At 43.0% G+C, this 19,355-nt stretch carries 17 protein-coding genes and 3 pseudogenes; 9 read left to right on the top strand and 11 right to left on the bottom strand.

The genetic code is table 11. From position 1 onward, the window contains the following. Nucleotides 1-198: 198 nt before the first annotated feature. The 7 genes from ACED59_RS04195 (at nt 199) to ACED59_RS04165 (ending at nt 7,160) form a co-directional block, all read left to right on the top strand. The gene (locus tag ACED59_RS04195) at nt 199-513 is read left to right on the top strand and encodes a winged helix-turn-helix domain-containing protein (RefSeq protein WP_009844908.1); all 315 of its coding nucleotides are present in this window, start codon (nt 199-201) and stop codon (nt 511-513) included. Nucleotides 514-792: 279 nt separating this feature from the next. Next, nucleotides 793-1,212 (top strand): D-ribose pyranase, encoded by a 420-nt coding sequence (gene rbsD, locus ACED59_RS04190; protein ID WP_009844907.1) that lies wholly within the window; start codon nt 793-795, stop codon nt 1,210-1,212. Nucleotides 1,213-1,309: 97 nt separating this feature from the next. Next, on the top strand, nt 1,310-2,815 hold the full coding sequence (rbsA, locus tag ACED59_RS04185; protein WP_009844906.1) for a ribose ABC transporter ATP-binding protein RbsA: 1,506 nt from the start codon (nt 1,310-1,312) through the stop codon (nt 2,813-2,815). Next, nucleotides 2,812-3,804, top strand: a complete 993-nt coding sequence (gene rbsC / locus ACED59_RS04180; RefSeq protein WP_009844905.1) for a ribose ABC transporter permease — start codon at nt 2,812-2,814, stop codon at nt 3,802-3,804. The genes rbsA and rbsC overlap by 4 nt, the downstream gene beginning before the upstream one ends. Before the next feature lie 174 nt (nt 3,805-3,978). Continuing rightward, nucleotides 3,979-4,857 (top strand): ribose ABC transporter substrate-binding protein RbsB, encoded by an 879-nt coding sequence (gene rbsB / locus ACED59_RS04175; protein ID WP_012600805.1) that lies wholly within the window; start codon nt 3,979-3,981, stop codon nt 4,855-4,857. 222 nt (nt 4,858-5,079) lie between these two features. Beyond that, entirely contained in the window at nt 5,080-6,006 is a 927-nt protein-coding gene (rbsK, locus tag ACED59_RS04170; protein WP_122047090.1) for a ribokinase, read from the top strand. 152 nt (nt 6,007-6,158) lie between these two features. Beyond that, complete coding sequence (locus ACED59_RS04165; protein WP_017098988.1) at nt 6,159-7,160, top strand: substrate-binding domain-containing protein; 1,002 nt, start codon at nt 6,159-6,161, stop codon at nt 7,158-7,160. A 125-nt stretch (nt 7,161-7,285) separates the two neighbouring features. On the opposite strand, the gene ACED59_RS04160 is transcribed toward ACED59_RS04165, so the two are convergent. Next, nucleotides 7,286-7,936 carry a hypothetical protein gene (locus ACED59_RS04160; protein WP_241820718.1) on the bottom strand — a complete coding sequence of 217 codons (651 nt, stop codon included), beginning with the start codon at nt 7,934-7,936 and terminating at the stop codon, nt 7,286-7,288. Nucleotides 7,937-8,233: 297 nt separating this feature from the next. Between ACED59_RS04160 and ACED59_RS04155 the strand changes: the two genes are divergently transcribed. After that, nucleotides 8,234-9,799, top strand: a complete 1,566-nt coding sequence (locus ACED59_RS04155; protein WP_029224055.1) for a cyclic diguanylate phosphodiesterase — start codon at nt 8,234-8,236, stop codon at nt 9,797-9,799. A gap of 80 nt (nt 9,800-9,879) precedes the next feature. On the opposite strand, the gene ACED59_RS04150 is transcribed toward ACED59_RS04155, so the two are convergent. From ACED59_RS04150 to ACED59_RS04140, 3 genes are all read right to left on the bottom strand, one after another. After that, nucleotides 9,880-10,755, bottom strand: a complete 876-nt coding sequence (locus ACED59_RS04150; protein WP_049779392.1) for a prohibitin family protein — start codon at nt 10,753-10,755, stop codon at nt 9,880-9,882. A 148-nt stretch (nt 10,756-10,903) separates the two neighbouring features. After that, nucleotides 10,904-11,281 carry a hypothetical protein gene (locus tag ACED59_RS04145; protein WP_017098992.1) on the bottom strand — a complete coding sequence of 126 codons (378 nt, stop codon included), beginning with the start codon at nt 11,279-11,281 and terminating at the stop codon, nt 10,904-10,906. Nucleotides 11,282-11,708: 427 nt separating this feature from the next. Continuing rightward, nucleotides 11,709-12,146 carry a hypothetical protein gene (locus ACED59_RS04140; RefSeq protein ID WP_102248955.1) on the bottom strand — a complete coding sequence of 146 codons (438 nt, stop codon included), beginning with the start codon at nt 12,144-12,146 and terminating at the stop codon, nt 11,709-11,711. Nucleotides 12,147-12,239: 93 nt separating this feature from the next. Between ACED59_RS04140 and ACED59_RS04135 the strand changes: the two are divergent. After that, a pseudogene (locus ACED59_RS04135) lies at nt 12,240-12,389 on the top strand (IS110 family transposase); the annotation flags it as partial. 167 nt (nt 12,390-12,556) lie between these two features. Here the strand turns inward: ACED59_RS04135 and ACED59_RS04130 are convergent. From ACED59_RS04130 to ACED59_RS04100, 7 genes and pseudogenes are all read right to left on the bottom strand, one after another. Then, complete coding sequence (locus ACED59_RS04130; RefSeq protein ID WP_017097093.1) at nt 12,557-12,982, bottom strand: hypothetical protein; 426 nt, start codon at nt 12,980-12,982, stop codon at nt 12,557-12,559. A 316-nt stretch (nt 12,983-13,298) separates the two neighbouring features. Beyond that, nucleotides 13,299-14,645, bottom strand: a pseudogene (locus ACED59_RS04125) (molybdopterin oxidoreductase family protein); the annotation flags it as partial. After that, nucleotides 14,635-15,093: pseudogene (locus ACED59_RS04120) on the bottom strand (DUF4150 domain-containing protein); the annotation flags it as partial. The pseudogenes ACED59_RS04125 and ACED59_RS04120, both read right to left, overlap by 11 nt. Nucleotides 15,094-15,241: 148 nt before the next feature. Beyond that, nucleotides 15,242-16,033 carry a type IVB secretion system protein IcmH/DotU gene (gene icmH / locus ACED59_RS04115; RefSeq protein ID WP_029223836.1) on the bottom strand — a complete coding sequence of 264 codons (792 nt, stop codon included), beginning with the start codon at nt 16,031-16,033 and terminating at the stop codon, nt 15,242-15,244. Beyond that, complete coding sequence (gene tssK, locus ACED59_RS04110) at nt 16,030-17,355, bottom strand: type VI secretion system baseplate subunit TssK (RefSeq protein ID WP_012600848.1); 1,326 nt, start codon at nt 17,353-17,355, stop codon at nt 16,030-16,032. Before tssK ends, icmH begins: the two co-directional genes overlap by 4 nt. A gap of 11 nt (nt 17,356-17,366) precedes the next feature. Beyond that, nucleotides 17,367-17,867: a type VI secretion system lipoprotein TssJ gene (gene tssJ / locus ACED59_RS04105; RefSeq protein WP_029223835.1), complete on the bottom strand. Its 501-nt coding sequence runs from the start codon at nt 17,865-17,867 to the stop codon at nt 17,367-17,369. After that, entirely contained in the window at nt 17,860-19,347 is a 1,488-nt protein-coding gene (locus tag ACED59_RS04100; protein WP_012600850.1) for an FHA domain-containing protein, read from the bottom strand. Before ACED59_RS04100 ends, tssJ begins: the two co-directional genes overlap by 8 nt. Nucleotides 19,348-19,355 lie beyond the last annotated feature (8 nt).

The raw sequence follows: 19,355 nt of genomic DNA, 5'->3' as shown, positions 1-19,355 counted from the left end.
AAAAAAGAAATAAAAAAACACCTAACGTTTGTTTGAACAATCTATTCCCTTCCAAATCATCCGGTTTTTAGGTTTTTCCACCTCGCACTTACGCAAGCTTACTTTCAAGAGTGGCGTGATTTTGCATAATCCACACGCTTTAGTAGCTTGCGACTTAACTCAATCTCAACCATTCAGAATAAGACGAATAGAAACACGATGAACCACACAATAGAGCTCAACGGCTTAATCATTGATACTGACTCTCGAACGATTACTAATGAACAGGGGAATAAAATCACTTTACGCCCTCACCTACTTTCGGTGCTCTGTTTACTAACAGAAAATCTAGGAGATCCCGTTTCTAGGGAAGATATTATTGATATGTGCTGGGAAGGGGAACTCACCTCTCCTCACATACTTGCTAACGTCATCTATAATCTGCGTAATGTTTTTACGCGCTTAAGAACACCAGACATTCAGATAACCACAATCACCAAGTTTGGCTACATTTTGTCGGTTGACCCCACTTAATTAAATTTAAGCGACACTACATTGTGTCAAAACTGTATGAGCAACAAGCCGTAGCGCACTCTTTATATCTCCATTGTGAACGTATTTATGCAATCAATGGCGTTGATTAAGATCACTAAAAAACGCCCCATCGAAACGTTTCGATGATCGTTATCACACTCTAGCAAAGTGAAGAGTGCAAATGACAAATCAGACACTATTATCAGTATCGAAACGTTTCGATGGTTTTTCTTGAGTTGTTCTCAACCCATTAAACGTTATTTTTCGATAGGTCGTGATATGAAAAAAAGTACTCTAATTAATTCTGAACTCTCTTACTTAGTGGCGACTCTTGGCCACACAGATGAAATCACGATTTGTGACGCGGGCTTGCCGATTCCAGATCACGTAACTCGTATTGATCTTGCCTTAACTCATGGTGTTCCGAGCTTTCAGCAAACAGTAAAAACCATGCTGGATGAATCTCAGATTGAAGGCGTTGTGATTGCAGAAGAGTTTGCGAAAGTAAGCCCAGACCATCACGCTGCACTGATTGATTTAGTTAAGACAGAAGAAGCGCGTTGCGGCAAATCGCTTTCGATTACTTACATCACTCATGAAGAATTCAAAGAGCGAACGCATGACAGCCGCGCGGTTATTCGCACTGGCGAATGCACGCCATACGCAAATGTTATTTTCCAAGCTGGCGTAACCTTTTAACTCAAGCTCAGCATTTGAACCTAAGCGCAACGACAGCTCAGTGTCATCACTGAACCAAAACAATCAAATACAACTGGCCCCGAGTAAAGGAACCGACATGACTCAAGCCATTTTAGAACTTAGCTCAATTGAGAAAGCCTTCCCAGGTGTTAAAGCACTAGATAAGGCGAGCCTCAACGTTTACCCAGGGCGCGTAATGGCGTTAATGGGGGAAAACGGTGCAGGTAAATCAACGTTGATGAAAGTGCTTACCGGCATTTACCACTTGGACGGCGGCACTATCGCATACCAAGGTAAACCCGCAGCATTTAAAGGACCACGTGATTCACAACAAGCCGGCATTAGCATCATTCACCAAGAGTTGAACCTAATTCCTGAGCTAACCATCGCCGAGAACATCTTCTTAGGTCGTGAAATCACAGGCACCATGGGACGTATCTTGTGGAACGAAATGTACCAAGAAGCGGACAAGCTACTTAAACGCCTTAACGTAAAACACAGTTCAAAAACTCCTTTAGGTCAGCTAAGCCTTGGTGAGCAGCAAATGGTAGAGATAGCGAAAGCCCTATCGTTTGAATCTAAGGTCATCATCATGGATGAGCCAACGGATGCACTAACCGATACCGAAACTGAGTCTCTATTTAAAGTAATTAACGAACTACGTGATGAAGGCTGTGGCATTGTTTACATCTCTCACCGTTTGAAAGAGATCTTTGAGATTTGTGATGACATCACCGTGCTTCGTGACGGTAAGTTCATTGGACAATGTGAAGTAAAAGACACCGACGAAGATGGCCTAATCGAGATGATGGTTGGCCGTAAACTGGACGAGCAATATCCACGTATCGGACAGAGCCACGGTGAAACCTGCCTTGAAGTGATTGGCCTGACTGGTTCTGGTGTTCATGACGTGAGCTTTACTCTAAAGCGCGGCGAGATTCTTGGTGTATCTGGCCTAATGGGTGCAGGTCGTACCGAACTGATGAAAGTGATTTACGGTGCCCTTCCAAGTGAACGCGGCGTCATCAACCTAGAAAACAAAACCATCAACCCGGTAAGCCCGAAAGATGGCTTGGCGAATGGCATTGCTTACATCTCTGAAGACCGTAAAGGCGATGGCTTAGTTCTAGGGCTTTCAGTGAAAGAGAATATGTCTTTATGTTCACTTGACCTACTGACAAAGAGCGGTCAAATCCAACATAAAGACGAAGTGATCGCCGTGGATGACTTCATCAAGCTCTTCAACATCAAAACCCCGACTCGCGAGCAAATCATTGGCAACCTTTCTGGTGGTAACCAACAGAAAGTGGCTATCGCTAAAGGCTTGATGACAAAACCAAAAGTATTGATTCTCGATGAGCCAACGCGTGGTGTCGATGTCGGTGCTAAGAAAGAGATTTACCAACTCATTAATAAATTTAAAGCCGACGGCATGAGCATTATTTTGGTCTCATCTGAAATGCCAGAAGTGTTAGGAATGAGTGACCGCATCATGGTGATGCATGAAGGCCGTGTAAGCGGTGAATTTGATGCTAAAGAAGCAAACCAAGAATTATTACTGGCGTGTGCGGTCGGTAAAAAGATCAACGAGGACGCAGCATGAGTACTAAAACCATGAGCAAAACAACTGAAACTGAAGCGCCAAAGAAAAAACCATTAATCAGCAAAGAGTGGCTGATTGATCAAAAGTCATTGATTGCTTTGATCTTCCTGATTGTTGTCGTTTCTTTCCTAAACCCAAACTTTTTTACTGTCGACAACATTCTGAATATCCTGCGTCAAACCTCAGTTAACGCGATTATCGCAGTCGGTATGACACTGGTTATTTTAACCGCGGGTATCGACTTGAGTGTCGGCTCTGTACTTGCGCTTTGTGGTGCATTCGCAGCCAGCATGATTGGCATGGAAATCCCTGTGATGATCGCAGTGCCAACCGCTCTAGTAGCTGGTGCAGCATTAGGTGCTATTAGTGGTGTGATTATCGCTAAGGGTAAAGTCCAAGCCTTCATCGCAACGCTTGTAACCATGACACTACTTCGCGGCGTAACCATGGTTTACACCGACGGTCGCCCTATCTCAACAGGCTTCACAGACACAGCAGACGCATTCGCTTGGTTCGGTACAGGCTACGCAATGGGCATCCCAGTTCCAGTATGGATCATGGTCGTGGTGTTCGCAGCAGTATGGTACCTATTAAACCACACACGCTTTGGTCGCTACGTTTACGCACTGGGTGGCAACGAATCAGCAACTCGCCTATCAGGCATCGACGTAGACAAAGTGAAAATCGGCGTTTACGCAATCTGTGGCCTGCTAGCTGCAGTGGCTGGCATCATCGTGGCATCGCGTTTGTCATCTGCTCAACCTACCGCAGGTATGGGTTATGAGCTAGACGCCATCGCAGCCGTGGTTCTTGGCGGCACAAGCTTAGCGGGTGGTCGTGGTCGTATCATGGGTACATTGATAGGTGCACTGATAATCGGCTTCCTAAACAACGCCCTAAACCTATTAGACGTATCTTCTTACTACCAGATGATTGCAAAAGCAGTGGTTATTCTTCTGGCAGTATTGGTCGACAACAAAAACAAATAAGACTCTAGTTTGAGTCAATGCAACACCCTGCTTTATCTATAGAAAACCCATAGAAAAAGCACCTTTAATGAAAAGATCTATCAGTAACAAACCTATAAACATTAAATCTATAAATAATGTAACAACGAGCTAGGGTTATCCAACCTAGCTCACCCTACATAAAGGACTTACACCATGAAAAAATTAGCGACTCTTATTTCTGCTGCCCTTCTTTCTACAACAGTATCTGTGTCTGCACAGGCGCAAGATACAATGGCAATCGTTCTGTCTACACTGAATAACCCATTCTTTGTAACCATGAAAGATGGCGCAGAAGCGAAAGCAGAAGAGCTAGGCTACAAGCTTATCGTTCTTGATTCTCAAAACGATCCAAGCAAAGAGCTATCGAACATTGAAGATCTAACCATTCGTGGTGTTAAGGCAATCCTGATTAACCCAACGGATTCAGATGCAGTGTCTAACGCGATTCGTATTGCTAACCGTTCAAACATCCCTGTACTGACACTAGACCGTGGTGCAAGCCGTGGTGACGTAGTGAGCCACATTGCTTCTGATAACGTAATTGGCGGTGAAATGGCGGGTCACTACATCATGGAAAAAGTGGGCGAGAAAGCGAAAGTAATTCAACTTGAAGGTATCGCGGGTACATCGGCTGCTCGTGAACGTGGCGAAGGCTTCATGAACGCAGTAAACGGCAGCGACCTTGAGCTTCTTGCAAGCCAACCTGCTGATTTCGACCGTACTAAAGGTCTGAACGTAATGGAAAACTTGCTTGCTGCTAACCCAGATGTACAAGCGGTATTCGCTCAAAACGATGAAATGGCACTAGGTGCTCTTCGCGCCGTTCAAGCTTCAGGTAAAGAAGTGATGATCGTTGGCTTTGATGGCACTGAAGACGGTATCGCTGCTGTTAACCGCGGCCTACTAGGCGCAACGGTTGCACAACAGCCTGACCTAATCGGTTCTTTAGGTATTGAAATAGCAGACAAAGTACTGAAAGGCGAGACAGTAGACGAGTACGTACCAGTAGCTCTAAAAATCATCGCTAAGTAAGCTTGTTTGTTACTAAGTAATTCAGTTTAACGCTGAGATCTAATTAAGCAGGGAGTCCCCTATCTCCCTGCTCATTAGCTCACTAACTTGCTGACTTAAGAAAAAACAAAAAAAACCGACAGTGCATCGCTGTTTCTCATAAGCCGTCTAACAAGGCGAGCAATTTACGTAATGAGAAAGACCCATGCATTTTCAAATACGATATATCATAAGGCTCGTATCATGACTCAACTGATTGTTTTAGGTAGCGTTAACGCTGACCACGTACTGCAAGTTCCTTCTTTCCCTCGTCCGGGTGAAACCTTGATTGGCGGTAACTATCAGGTCATCCCTGGCGGCAAAGGCGCAAACCAAGCGGTAGCTGCAGCGCGATTAAACGCAGATATCGGCTTTATCGCCTGTGTCGGTGACGACCCATTCGGCATCAATATTCGTCAAGATTTTGCTAAAGATGGCATCAACATCGATGGTGTTATCGTTGCAGACAACACGCCGACAGGCATCGCGATGATCCAAGTATCAGCAACAGGTGAAAACAGCATTTGTCTTTCTGCTGAAGCCAACAACAAGCTGACTTGCGACCAAATTGAACCGCATCTAGAGAAGATTCGTGGCGCTAAATACCTTCTAACTCAACTTGAAACGCCAATTAAAGGCATTGAATACGCAGCAAAAGTAGCAAAAGAGAATGGCACTCAAGTTATTCTAAACCCGGCTCCTGCTCGTCCATTATCGGATTCATTACTTGCTTGTGTTGATGTGATCACACCCAACGAAACTGAAGCTGAAGTACTAACAGGCATTACCGTGACTGACAGCGCATCCGCTCATCAGGCAGCTTTGGCTTTGCACGCGAAAGGCATCGAGACTGTGATGATCACACTTGGCGCGAAAGGCGTTTGGGTAAGTAAAAACGACAAGGGCGAGCTTATTGCTGGGTTCCGCGTTGAAGCAACAGACACAACTGCTGCTGGCGATACCTTCAACGGCGCATTGGTGACAGGCTTACTTGAAGACATGCCACTTGAGCGTGCGATTAAGTTTGCTCATGCCGCTGCTGCTATTTCCGTAACTCGTTTTGGTGCTCAAACGTCGATTCCGAACCGTTCTGAAACCGATGCGTTTTTATCAGAGCAATTATCTGCCTAACTTTAGACCCATTTGAAGGCTTAACTCCTGAGCTAAACCGTAGTTAACGGATGTTAGCCTTCAAATTCGGTAACAACAAATAACAAGCATAAGCCCCTGTATTCAGGCAGAATATCGCGCAACGTGGCAAGTTACTCCCACAAGGATTTTTTATGGCAACAATGAAAGACGTCGCTCGGCTAGCAAAGGTTTCAACTTCAACCGTCAGCCATGTGATCAACAAGTCACGTTTTGTCAGTGAAGAGATAGCTGAGCGTGTTAACAGTGCGGCTAAAGAACTCAACTACGCACCCTCTGCATTGGCTCGTAGCTTGAAAATGAAGCAGACCAAAACCTTAGGTATGCTAGTAACTACCTCTACTAACCCATTCTTTGGTGAAGTAGTAAAAGGTGTTGAGCGTCGTTGCTACGAGAAAGGTTACAACCTTATCTTGTGTAACACCGAAGGCGACAGCGAGCGCATGAAATCATCTATCGATACCTTGCTGCAGAAGCGTGTCGATGGCCTAATGCTGATGTGCTCAACCCTTGAAGGCGAGCACATTGATGTATTTGAACGCTACCCAGAATTACCTATTGTTGTAATGGATTGGGGCCCAATGTTGTTCGCGAGTGATAAGATCCAAGATAACTCGCATCAAGGCGGCTACATGGCAACCAAGCACTTGATCGATAACGGTCACGCTCAAATTGGTTGTATCACTGGCCCACTGCACCGCAATCAAGCATCTTCTCGTTATCAAGGCTTCAAGCAAGCGATGGAAGAAGCGAAGCTCGAGATCAACCCTAAATGGATTGTTGAATCAAACTTCGAATGCGATGGCGGTTTTGACTCATACCAAACCTTAAAAGCGCGTGGCGAAATGCCATCGGCACTGTTTGTTAGCAATGACATGATGGCAATGGGTGTGATTCACGCTGCGGCTCAAGATGGCACATCGATTCCAAATGATCTTTCGATTATTGGCTACGATGACATCCACTTGTCTAAATACATGACCCCAGCTTTGAGCACTATCCACCAGCCAAAACACCGTTTAGGTAAAGCAGCCGTAGATACTCTATTGAACCGACTCAAAACCCCTGATGCGTATCCGCAGGTTGTTGAGTTAGAGCCAACGTTAGTTGAGCGAAGCAGCGTTAAAGCCATTTAAAGCGCCTTTCTACAAATCTAAGCAACTGTTCTAAACAACACATTTCAGGACGGGACACCCAAACAACAAAGGGCAAGGTTAACTAACCTTGCCCTTTTCGATTCTATTGCGTTTCACCCATCTTCTTAGCGGCTCTTTGCTAAATAGGTGGCCAGTTTCTGATAACTGCGTTTAGGATTATGTCCAAAAACCACAAAAGCATACAACCAAATAACAAGAAGCATTGAAAACAAACCTGACTGGAAACCATCGAGGTACAACTCAGGTAGCAAGTCGATTACCTTTTGATAGTTCGCAATTGAAATTGTTGTTTTACTGCTAATCAATTCATACGTTACATTTATTGGGCTGACTATGGCCCAAACTAAAAACCATGACACGCCTGCGACAGGCACTAAACTCAGTAGCGGCTTAAGTTGCTTAACCGGGAAAATGAAATACAAAAGCATAATCAAATACAGAGCGGCTAAAAATAAGCTCCATGCGTGAACACTGACTTCAAAAATCCGATAACGCTCATCGACATACATGATTAACACTACCGCCCCCAATACACCAAGCGATAATAATTTTCCCACATACCTCGTTCTAGAAAACCTAATCAATACATAACCAATCACAAGAAGAAAGCACGAAAGCCAAGCTAACACTTCTGGTTTGGTCTCAAAAAGACGAGGTGTTGCGGAATTAGACAAGATAAAGATCGCGTAGGTAGGAGCAATCATCAGAAACGCGATAAACACACGCACCAACATCCAAATCATATTTTTAATCATTACGCTCAAATCCACTCACTCGCATTATTTCAAAAATTACAGTTTTCCATTTGATGATAAAAAACCGGCAACAATCCGCTTCATCAAAAAACGCAAAAGTACTGAACAAAAAAACGACACTCTCAACCTTGGAAGCATATCTAACATCCTGATTTCTATAGTGCGACCATGCGTTACGCTATTTATATCAATAACTCAGACTTTTGTTCACACTATTTATGCATAAGCTTGCGTTATTATCGCTAAATTTATAAATTAAGTTGCATGCACACACCAATCGGTCACGCTTCTCTTAATATGGATATCAAGTACCACCATTTTGCCAAAACTTCGTTCTTCTTTGCCATTTCTTTCTTTTTTTTCATGGCATTGCTCATTCCTTTAACACCGTCTCATTACCAAACGTTAACCGAAGACACATCAAGGTTAGTAGAAACGAGGTTAGAAGGGATTCAATCAAGGTTCGACCGTTTTTTATCTGAAATTACCCCAGATCAGCCTTGCGACACGATTGTTAGACAACTTCGACAAAACGTTTTTGAAGCTGATTGGGTGAAAGAAGCCGCGGTGTTCGACAAAGAGAACCGATTTTACTGTTCAACTACCGATGGTGAGGTTTCATTTCGCTTATACAACACCATCAGGCAGCGACTCAATGACGCCCCGAATTTAACGACCTTATCGTACTCAAACTCGGCCATCACTCAAGTTCGATCGATCATGCTGATATTCTCGACTAAGGAAGGCTCAGGAGTGAGCCTGATGATTCCTCCGCACTTCATCTTTGAGCTTGTAGAAGCTAATTTGAATAGCCAGGGCATTAACTCTAAAGTTGAGGTGATCAAAAGAGACATTCACCCTACCGACCTCGGCTCATACAACGCGACAGTACGGATACGGTCAGACATCTACCCATTCACCGTCACTTCATACATTGGTTATCAGTATTATATTAACTTCATGCTGAGTCACTTATGGTTTGGCTTTCTCATGGCCGGAATTACGACCATTATTCGCCTTTCCCTCAAGCATAAAAAACAGAGCCAACGTAGCTTAGAATATTCGCTATCCAGTGCTCTGAAAAACAAACACCTACATGTTCACATGCAACCTATCGTTAACCAAAGCACCAATAAGATCGTAGGCTGTGAGTCACTATTGAGATGGAACGATCCAATTGAAGGTAACGTCTCCCCTGCTATTTTCATTCCATTGGCTGAAAGTTTAGGCTTGATTGAGAAGCTGACCTATTTCGTGCTGCATGAAGTGTTAACGACATTAAAAAGTAATCAAGAGGTGTTTGCATCAAAGTACATCAGCGTCAACATCAGCCGAAACGTTGTATCCAACAGTAACTTCACGAATAAAGTGATTAGCATCTTTAAAAGACACCCTGAGATTCTCAAGCAAGTGGTTTTCGAGGTGACAGAGGATGGTGAGTGTTCTGATGCCGATATGGTCAAAATTAAGGACAACTTGCAAAAGCTATCTGATCTTGGTGTAAGAATTGCCATAGATGACTTTGGTACTGGCTACGCAGGATTAGACTTTGTAAGGCAATTTCCGTTCAGTATTCTCAAGATTGATCGCGTGTTCGTGAAAAACATATCCGACGAATCCAGTTTTGGTATCCCACTATTAGAATCCATGCTTCAGCTATCACGCACCTTAGGCATGCAAGTCATAGTTGAAGGCGTTGAGTACGAGTCACAACTGAAGATCTTGTCGAAACTAGGCGTCGACTACATCCAAGGCTTCTACTTCTATAAACCTATGCCAATAAGTCTCGCCATTAGCTTGATCAAACAGCAAGATTTTGAATCAGATAACGTTGAGGAACTGTACCTCAACGCTGAAGTGTGATTTGGTTTAGATTGGTATAAAGCACAAACCCAACACCGACATGAAGTCTGTGTTGGGAACAACTTTTAGTTTCCTTAATCCTACTTAGCTCTCATGTCTAAAATAGGCATATTTTCACCACCCAACATTGTTGCTGGCAGCTTTCCGTCCCAATTTTGAGCTTCGGTCAGTTTAATGATTAATGGGTTATCCCCAAGAGCTTTGGCCTTTGCATTAATCGCTTCTGCTTCAGCAAAACCTTTTAACTTAATCGCCTTCGCTTCAGCTATAGCGATAAGCTCAATACCATCAGCTTCGGCTTTTGCCGTATTTACGGCTCTTTGAGCTTCTAAGTTTTGTCTAGCCAGTTTATGTTTCTCGGCAGCTGCTAAGTTTTTCTCAGTCTGCTTCGTTTCGATTGAAGTAAGGTATTTTTTTGGTAGGGCTATATTTTCAATCTGTATATTATCTACGCTTACTGGAAACGCGGCCATTTCTTCAATTAAATTGGATTCAATCGCCTGAATAGCACTCGCTCTATCTTGAATTAACTGCTCTGCATCATACTTGGGAATAACATCCTTAGTTGCCGACCTAAATCTAGGGTCAAGAATACGAGCTTCAAACTGCGGAAGACCACCATACTGTCTAAAAAGATCTAACGCTGCAGATTTATCTACCGTCCAGTTAACGGATACGACGACAGTAACTGGCATCTGCTCCTTTGTACTAGAGGCCATTTTCTCTTCATTCTTGCGTGTTCGAACTTCAATTTCTTCAACGCTGTCGATAAACGGGACTTTGAAGTGTAAGCCTGGGCTTACCTGTGTTTTAGCTTCACTAAAGCGCTTAACAATACCAATGTGCCCCTCATTAACAGTATAAACTGAACTAAAGAGAACAAAAGCAACGGTAATTCCGGCACCTAGCTTTTTAATAGGTAAGTTAAATTTCTTCATTTCTACAGCTTGTTTCATGTTTTTACCAACCAACTTATTATATGTGTAAATAATCAATATCAATCCTAACGCCCGTAAGAAAGTGAGCCCCACAGAACTAACCAAGTACACGGTACTCTTACTGTAACCACCGAGCGTAACGCATCATATTAATCCTTATTTTTTATTACTTGCCTGTTTTATATTCCATCACGAGCCTTACTATTTCATCGAGTTCCTCGCGTTTGTTTGACGAATATAACCCAGACTCTACAACACCAACGTCATCGTTATTGAAAACACCGACACGTAACTCATACTTTTTGGTTAAAAGGTATCCAACGATGCCAATTATTGAAAACACACCAATCCCAGCAAGTGGACGAAAAAGGAAAATAGGTAAACTAAACACAACCGCAATAAAGAACGACCTAGTGATTTTACTTTTGATGTCATGCTCTTTAACGTAGATATTTTCTAACGTATTAAGCTTAAGAGGCTTTGGGCTCTTCCTTGTTACAATCGAATCAGACTCAAGCCAAATATTCTTTTTGCCACTTCCCATTGTTCCTCCTCCATAAAGCCAACCAACTTAAAATACGATAAACCTATCTTTAACAACACTTTACCAATCAATACTTGCAAGGTAAATAATTAATGCGATTAATTCCCATTATCACATCCGGTGTCGATTAATAATTTGATGGTGACTTTAACCTAGCCGAAAGGCATCGCAAATAAAGAGAATGGCATTTTAGGAATCAGAGGATATGTGACGACGAAAGAAACAGGAAATTGGCTAAATGATTAATAAGATTGTTATAGCTACCTATTTGGCCTCACTCGCCTGAGAGAACCTCAAAGCGGTGTGCCTTTCAAATGCAATCGTACAATTTATTTAATAAAGTGGCTTCGGGCTTGTTCAATACTCGGGATTTAGTGTTGTCTAAGCAACACCTTAATCCTTATTTGTTAGGGAACTGACTTCATGTCTACGCAGCTAAATACGTTGTTATTATGGCGGTAACAACACCTACAACAATACCAGTAGCTAATGCAGTCAACCTGTCATTTCTACGAGTTCGATAGTTAGCTAAATACATACAACCTTTTGCTGATAAAGCAAACTTCTGTTCGCTTAACTTTTGTCCACTGCCCATTGCGGTAAACTCCCTGTCGCCATCAGAGGCTTTCTTCTCGGCGCTATGGCAAGCATAAAATTCTCGAGCAAGTAATTGTTCTTTCAGTTGAACTTGCTCTCTTTTTTCAAAATACTCATCATCTAATAAATCATTAGCTACCAGAAATGCAATAGGATAAAAATCTCGATGATCATTATGTTTTTTAGTAATCAATTTCGATAATTCAAACAGTGATACTTCACCGTTTTTATCTATCTCTTTCAATAGTCTAATTACTATATTACTCACAAGGTACCCCTAAAGTTCCCTAACGAATGACATGGATCCCCCCTTCCTAGGAGCTGCCACACTTATGTGGTACTTAATTGCACCGGAGGCACCATGTCTGATTATTCTTATTTCTGCGGAATCGACCTAGCTAAAAACCACTTTAGTCCTCATGCCGTAGACCAAAATGGTAAGGTCATACTTCATAAGTCGGCAACTCGCTCTAAACTACTGACTAAAATAGAAAATATGCCACTGATGCGTAGATCCACATGATGACACAATCTTATCTTGGCCTCGTTCGCCTTAATAAAACCCCAAAGCGATGTGCCCTTCAAATGTAATTGTACAATTTACTTAATAAAGAGGCTTCGGGCTTGTTCAACACTCGGAATTTAGTTTTGGCTGCGCAACACCTTAATCCTTATTTGTTATGCCTTTCTTCCAAGTTCAGAATTTTGACCCAACTTACTGCTAAAAACGAACATACAACTAACTAAAATACCGTTCTCGAAAAGCCGACATAGAAAAGATGCTGTCTTAAACACCAGACCAGATTCCATCCAAGGCATCACTATTTCGATTAGCACAGCGGCTAAAACCAAAGTATACCCAATGCGTTGATGCCATTTACCTAACACTGGAGAAAAATGGTGGAAAGCTAACAAATAGAGCACCGAAAATAAAGGCATTATAAACCAGGTGAAATACTCAAGAATTTCAATCAACGAGCTACCACCTTCGCCCAAAACCGTCATTAGAATCGGAATAATAAAATTGAGTAGCATGTAAAGAAACGGATATATAAGAATACCCAAGGCAAGATACCGAGCTGATTTTTTAACTCTTATTTCCACTTGTACCGCCTTCTCAAGTTGGAGTAACGCATAACGCTTAAGTATTTATCCGCTGTCGTAGCACAATAGATAAATACCTGTTGGACTTGGCCGCTTCTATCTATGAAATTTGCTTTAAAGCGTACCTACGTTCGATTTTTATAGCTAGCAGAGGAAAACTGCAAGCCGTTCACCTTCCACTTCTAGCTACCAATTTGTCTACAGAGACTATACCCGTTGCATAATTTTTTTAAAAGCGAACAATGCCCCTCTCTCGCCATAACACAGCGATAGTTTTATGCATTATAATCAAGCAACTAGGTCACTATGTATCCCCCTACTTCGCCATAGCACTCAAAAACTCGGCTTCGAACTCTTCATCGGCTTCTCGGGTTAGGCACTCCACCAGCCAATCGATGCTTTGATGGTCGAGCTTACTGTTCACCACAAAGGCTTGCTTTACGCCAGATTGACCCAGCTTGGCAGAACCATAGTTCTTGAATGATTTATTGCCGTGGTAATGGAGTGATTTAATCGCCTCTGCATTCGGTTCTGGCAAGGCATCGAGGGTGTTAGCAAGTTGAATCACCAGCTCCATTGGGTTCTTGGATGATGAGATGCGATACAGAAAACCGCCCTCCACTCTTTGGCGTACCCAGTAATCAAAGCCACTGCAGTCCATCACTTTGTCGCTAACCAAGGCGGCTTCACTGCGATAACCACAGGGTTCAACCACTACTGGGGTATGTTTGAATTCTGGCTGACCTGAAACCGCATCGGTATGAGGTAGGATCAGGTCGCATGGCTTGCTGTCTTTGGCGGTCGGTGCGTTCCAGTGGATAGGCATGAAGACTTGTTCACGGCGCATCTCTTTGGTCACTACTAAGCGGGCTTGGCACTCCCCTTGTGCGCTGCGCACTTTCACCACAGGGTTAATAGTCGCGTGGTTGAAGGCATCTAGCCCAAATTCATCTAAGCCGAACTCTTCTAAGCCAAGCTCTGCAACCGTATCTGGATGCATGGCGACAAAGGGTTCTGGTGTGTGTTCGCCTAAACCTGCGGCCAAGCCTGTGCGGCTCATAGTGTGCCATTGGTCTCGGATCCGACCTGTGTTCATGATAAGCGGGAATTCAAGGCTGGTGTCGGCAATCGGTTTGTCGTGCTCAACTGCAATAAACTGCGCTTTACCAGATTCGGTAAAGAACTCGCCAGTGGTGAACATACGCAGCTCAATGATCTCTGGTTGATATTTTAGCACTGGCCATTGCTGTGGAGTGAGTTCGCCATAGCCTTTCTCATCTAACTGAGTCAGACCGATTAAGCACAAGTCACGCGCTTTACCTGTTTCATTACCAAGCGCAGTCATCTCGCAATACTCTTTAAAGATCTCACCTTCGTGGCGGTAATCAAACTGCTCTTTGAATCCCATTTTTTGCGCGACTTCTTTTAGTATCCACCAATCGGGTTTGGCTTCCCCTGGGCTTGGTAATATACGGCGTTGGCGTGAGATTCGACGCTCAGAGTTAGTCACGGTACCCGACTTCTCGCTCCACCCTTGCGCGGGCAGCACCACATCGGCCAAGCGAGTAGTTTCAGTATCGGCAATGCAGTCCGACACCACCACAAATGGGCACTTCTCTAATGCGGCTTTGATCTTTTCACTGTCAGGCAGGCTTACGACTGTCTTCACCATAATCAATGTTAAACTCTCCGGGTGCGACACCACCCACCGAAGCTTTGCCTGCATTATCTAATGTGCCTTCAAAGACCGCACCGGTTTGATCGGACAGGCGACATACGCCGACGCCTTCAAATTTAACGGTAGGAGAAGCCGATATGAATTCCGCCTCAGCTTCAATGGTGCCAGATGAGACACCCTTTTTATCACCACCGGCATCGCCAGTACTGGCACTGAATTTACTGCCTTTAATAGCAATGCTGTTACCACCATCCATAGAAACGGTAATGGTGCCGCCGGCTAAATCAGCGGACTTTGCATTATTGCCATAGGGAATAGGTACAACAGAGTTGCCAACTGTTGTTAAACAAACATCAGGAAGCGTTGCGTTCGCTTCTCCTCCCGAGCCTTGATGAACTACGCTGAGTCCATTCGCACAAACTGTTACGCCCATAGTAAGTCCAATTAAATTCCAATGAATGCATGATAAAAGAGATCGCAGGGTGCAATCTCTCTAAGTACGTAGTGAAAATGAAAGTAGAGCCTGTTAATTCGAGCCTAATTTTAAAAATGGACAGCAGATCTCATAATTAATTCTAATGCTACTGATATACATCTAGAAGTTGCTGAAATTTCAGGTCAATAACCAAGTAGGTCGCGACATACATAACGCCAAAAATGGCAGTACTAACCCCAAGAATTAACTTCGGTGAAACAACACGTTTTAGCGGCTTTTTTAAGTACTTCGCCTTTAAATTAACTAACGTTACTTTTTCTTGTTCAGCTAAACGCTCGTCTCTAACTAAACGATAAATCGTATTTCCTATCTCTGAAAGCTTTTCGTTACCACGGTCTTCTCGACCATATTTTCCTTTGAACCCAAGTTGAAGTAATAGATAAAGGAATTCGATGACGTGTCTATATTTTCGTGGGTCAGCTTTCAAACGCTCTAAAATAGTGAAGAATTTGTCGCCACCAGATGTTTCGTTATGGAACTCTGACAATAAGCTATTGGTACTCCAATGGCTGTTCGCCCCCCACTCTTGGCGACATACAGATTCATCGATTGCAGCACATAAGCAATAGCGTATAACCAGAATAGATGCCCTATCCAATTCCATTTCGTTAAGCTTTCGCTCACCTTTGCGAATCTCTCGAGCAACTTGTTCTCTGAAAGGGCCAGGGTCGTCCAGCCAAGGAATTGAAGACATACATGAAAGACTGGCGATCAACCAGGTAAACTGATCAACCAATGGGTTAACCCCCATGCTTTCTACATTTAGGTCTCTTACCGCAATATTCCTAGATAAATCAGGTGCAGGCATCACCTCCATTGGTTTGCCTGGTTCTGGTTGGAATAGTACTACGGTGATATCGTTTTCGACGTAACTCATAAACGTACAGCCCAAAGTTGTAATGATAAGTTCGCGAAGTCACCAGCAATATGGACAGCGATGGCCGCTGCGTTATTCAAGGTACTCCATTCATCGCTCGTTTTATCCAATTCAAAATAGGTATAACCTGCATGGTAAGGTAACGCTCGAGGCACAACTGGCATTGGTTTCATTTCTATGCCAGGTAGTTGTAAGTTGATCAAATCACGAATGTTGTCAATCGAACCAATCTTAGTTTGACTTACAAACTGTGTATGTAAAATATCGAGTGGTACGTCTGCTTTAACCGCAAGAATAAACGTTGTAGATTCGACAATCTTACTGTCTGGGATTGCTGCCGTTCGAATTCCGTAGCTTTGCTCTCTTAGTGTTAAAGGTATTGCCCGTTGCTCTGACATCACGCTTAGCGTCATTTTTGCGCTATCAAGCGTGCGAGATAAACAATCAGTCAATTGGCGGTGGTTGTATTTTGTAAACTCTTGCGGTCTACGAGAGGCTGAGCACAACGTAGAGAGTTCACCTTCAGCTTGTAACAGGGTTCGATAAAACGACTCTGGATGAACACCCTCTACACTAGCAAAATGCCAGAATAACGGCTCATAACGATTTAAGGCTTGTAACAACATAAAATCAGCAACAGATGATACCCCCTGTTGGTCAACCACACCTAAACGCTGAACAATCGATTCTGCTCTGTGTTTTAGCATTGAAGCGAATTCTGTCGCGAACTTACTCAAAACTGTAGAAGCGTGTATATCGATGCATGTCGGGATATAGTTCTCATCCAGAATAATGCTTCCATCTGGCTTGACTTCCGAAATTTTTAAAATAGGAATGGATGTATATGCACTCTTATCCTCGTGATCGTACATCAAGAAGAAGTTAAGCTTACCCACGACAATACTTGCCATGTCTTCTGATTCATAACAGGCATCCACGGCCTCTTGGCTTTCCATTTTATAGCGGGCACCATCACTACTTTCACCAAAAAGTTCAGAGCGCTCGGATGGCAATGGGCAGCACAGGTACACCACTTTATCAGCTATAGATGGGTCAACATCTCTTACTTCGGGAAGTTCGGCAAGAAGCGGCAAATCAAATGGTGTGCGATCTTGTAATATGCCTTCTGCTCGCGTGATCCCGATTTTGCCTAACGCCAATAGTTCGGTGTTTATCTCGATTTTTTTCACTCCCCAATGTAAAGGAGAGCTGTTAGAGCTAAGCATGTTAGATAATTTGCTTTGAGACCTATCTAGCTGTTGGAAGTGCTGAGGCTTCATGAACATACCATCTTGCCAAACCACTGGGTTATATAAAGACATTCGTCAATTCCTTAAAAATACGTCTGTTCAATACCGCGGGTATTGTTCGAAGATAATTCGCTACCCTCTACTTTTAACCTTAAGAAGTACTCACTTTTCTCTTCGATCACTTCGACCTTACGCCAAGATGAACCATTAATATTTCTAAATGCGACAGAAAAACCTAGTGCTCTAGTTTTTGGGTCTAGCTCCAACAGCTCATGCAGCTTATCACCGGGCTGAAGCTGATATTCGTACCGTTTGATGTACTCGTCCCCCAAGGAGGCCTTATCATTTTCAAATAGAGCAAAGAAGTCCAAACTACGGAACATAACGGGAGACGTTAATTCGTGAATTCTCAAGATGACTGGCGATGATTGTCCTTGTTCGCGTATATTGAGGTGTTCTGACGCTTCAATAACTAGTTCAATCGAAGAGGTTTCCGGCGTTATTCCAGAAGATTCTTTGAACTGTTCCCACATTGAACAACCTGATAAAAGGAACAAGATAATAGGAGCTATTAGTTTATGCATGATTCGTTTTTGCAACCTTATTGTATCGTTCTTTAATCAACGCTTTGAATGTCGATTCATGGAGTTGACGAGTATTCTGGTCATAATGTTCCCCGTACTTTTGCCATAACTTCGATTTACTTAGAAAACGGGTTTCTTGGCTTAATACATCTTCGAATTTTTTGGGGTCGTTCGCTTTTAACTGATCGAACACAAGGTCGTTGAGTGTTTTTAAATACAAAGCGTCATGTTCATCAAGCTCATCCAAAATCTGTTCAATGAGCTCATTTGGAGCTAACAGATTTTGATTGTTTAGCGTTAACATTAACGTGGTTAGGCTAAGCTCATTCTTAGTAAACGAGTTTTCGTCTGTAAGTTCTTCAACACCCTGTAAGTTTTTGTACAGATTATCGATACACAATCGTAAACACGCGCCCATTTGCTTAAAAAATAGAGCGTCATGATTTGAATCAGTTTCTATATCTGCACCGAGGCCTTCGAAGAATGCATGTGTTACGTTCTCAGATGATGATTCACTCAGGGCGACATTATTCTGAGATCTACTTTCGCTTTCCGCACACAGTTCTTGAGTCTCAACATGTGGGACAAACTCTTGTGTCACCTCTTCCCATTTGTGGCTTTGTATATTCGCAGAACTTCGGGCACTAACAACAGATTGCACCGGAATTGACGTATGCTTAGAAACAGAAGAACGTTCAATAACGTCTTCAGGTTTGCCGTTTAAATCTTTATCATGAATAGGTTGTACGTAACCCGGTATTTCTTCCTCGTTATCAAGATTATGTGCATGAAGAGTCGTCGGGGCCTCTTCTTCTAATCCCATCCAATCTTCAGGAATCAAATTAGGTAGGTCAAACTCCGAGTGAATACTCAAACTGTCATCAACAACTTGCCTTTGAGGTTCGATCGACGTGCTCGCAAGGTTTTTATCATTACTTTCATCCCTAACAAGATAATCGTCGTCTCTTTGCATCGAAAACTTTAAGTGCTCAACGGGGTCATGACTGTCTACGTCGTCAGGTTTTGTTTCCATAAAAAGGTCTTCAAGTGCGCCAGGTTCAACGTCCTCTTCAACAACTGACTTTTCCAAATTCATTAGTGGATCGGTTGAATCTCTTTCTGGGGCGATTTCAGAGGCAATATCGTATGATGTTGTAACCAATTCTAACGATATACTAACTTCATACTGGCCAAGGGATATCTTATCACCATCACACAATGAGACTGGTTGATTCTTTAGGATCTTATTACCATTCACCAACGTGCCATTTGTACTGACATCACTAATGTAATAGGTATCTCCATATATACTCAATAAACAATGCGTACCAGATATAAATCGGTTGTGATCCGTTAATGTTACGGTACAGCCTGCTTCTCGTCCTAAAGAGCCTCCTTCTTCAGGCACCTCTATATTCTTAGCACCAACGTACTCTTCTGGGCACTTCGAGATCACCAAAATCAGTTGATTTATTCTCATGAATTACC

The organism is Vibrio sp. FF266, from assembly GCF_041439695.1.
Lineage (GTDB): Bacteria > Pseudomonadota > Gammaproteobacteria > Enterobacterales > Vibrionaceae > Vibrio > Vibrio tasmaniensis_A.
Note: the sequence above shows the minus strand (reverse complement) of the source record. Positions and strands in the feature narration are given on the sequence as shown.